Source organism: Vibrio sp. YT-19(2023), from assembly GCF_033337395.1.
The window spans coordinates 1-502 of sequence record NZ_JAWOQN010001239.1 but is presented as its reverse complement, the minus strand read 5'-3'; the positions used below and the strand labels follow the sequence as shown (position 1 = coordinate 502).

At 49.2% G+C, this 502-nt stretch carries 1 protein-coding gene; it reads left to right on the top strand.

Going from position 1 to position 502, the window contains the following annotated elements; all coding sequences use genetic code 11:
* Window positions 1-502, top strand: a 502-nt coding sequence (locus tag R7E78_RS31035) for an iron chelate uptake ABC transporter family permease subunit (protein WP_318059260.1), incomplete at both ends; no start/stop codon positions are given.

Genomic DNA, 502 nt, shown 5'->3' with positions numbered 1-502 from the left:
AGCTTTTTTTCACTAGCCGTATTCCTCGTTTGTTCGCGATTTTGCTTGCTGGGGCAGGGCTTAGTATCGCTGGCCTTGTGATGCAGCAGATCAGCCAAAACCGTTTTGCTGCGCCTTCGACCACGGGGACAATCGAGTGTGCCATGTTGGGCTACGTAATGAGCGTGGTGTTCTTTGGCGATGGTGATCATCTTTGGTTGGTGTTTGGTATCTCCGTGCTCGGAACGCTTACGTTTGTGCATTTCATCCAACGTATCCAATTCAAAAGTGTGGTGTTTGTACCGCTCGTCGGGATCATTTTCGGTAACGTTATTGAATCGATGACCACGTTCATCGCCTACAAGTACGATGCGCTCCAAAGCTTGAGTGCTTGGTCGGTCGCGAACTTCGCCAACATTTTGCGGGGGGATTTTGAACTGCTTTACATTGCGGTTCCGATGGTGATTCTCAGTTACTTGTTTGCCGCAAGAATCTCTGCGGTCGGTATTGGTAAAGACTTTGC